The sequence below is a fragment of the Flavobacterium sp. UMI-01 genome (genome assembly GCF_019656315.1).
Classification (GTDB): domain Bacteria; phylum Bacteroidota; class Bacteroidia; order Flavobacteriales; family Flavobacteriaceae; genus Flavobacterium.
Map to the genome: position 1 here is coordinate 1 of NZ_BPLU01000075.1, position 300 is coordinate 300.

At 42.0% G+C, this 300-nt stretch carries 1 pseudogene; it reads right to left on the bottom strand.

Annotation, left to right across the window (positions count from 1 at the left end):
* Positions 1-300, bottom strand: a pseudogene (locus K5R64_RS17090) (hypothetical protein); the annotation flags it as partial.

Below are 300 nucleotides of genomic sequence, written 5' to 3' on the forward strand. Positions count from 1 at the left end.
AGTCGGTACAGTAGTAACCGTACTATCATCATTGTCAACTGCAGTACCTGAGGTATCTTCTACATCAGCACCACTTGGGTCTTGCCCTTTGGCAATGGCGGTATTGGTCACTTGACCCGCATCAATATCTACCTGTGTGATGGTATAATCTTGTGTAGCCACTCCTACTGCATTTGGTGCTAATACATTGGGTACTAAAACCATGTTGGCAACACCTAATTTGGCATCGTTTATCACGATATTATTCACTGTAACATTCCCTGTGTTAGTTACTGTAAACGTGTAAGTGATTTTATCTCC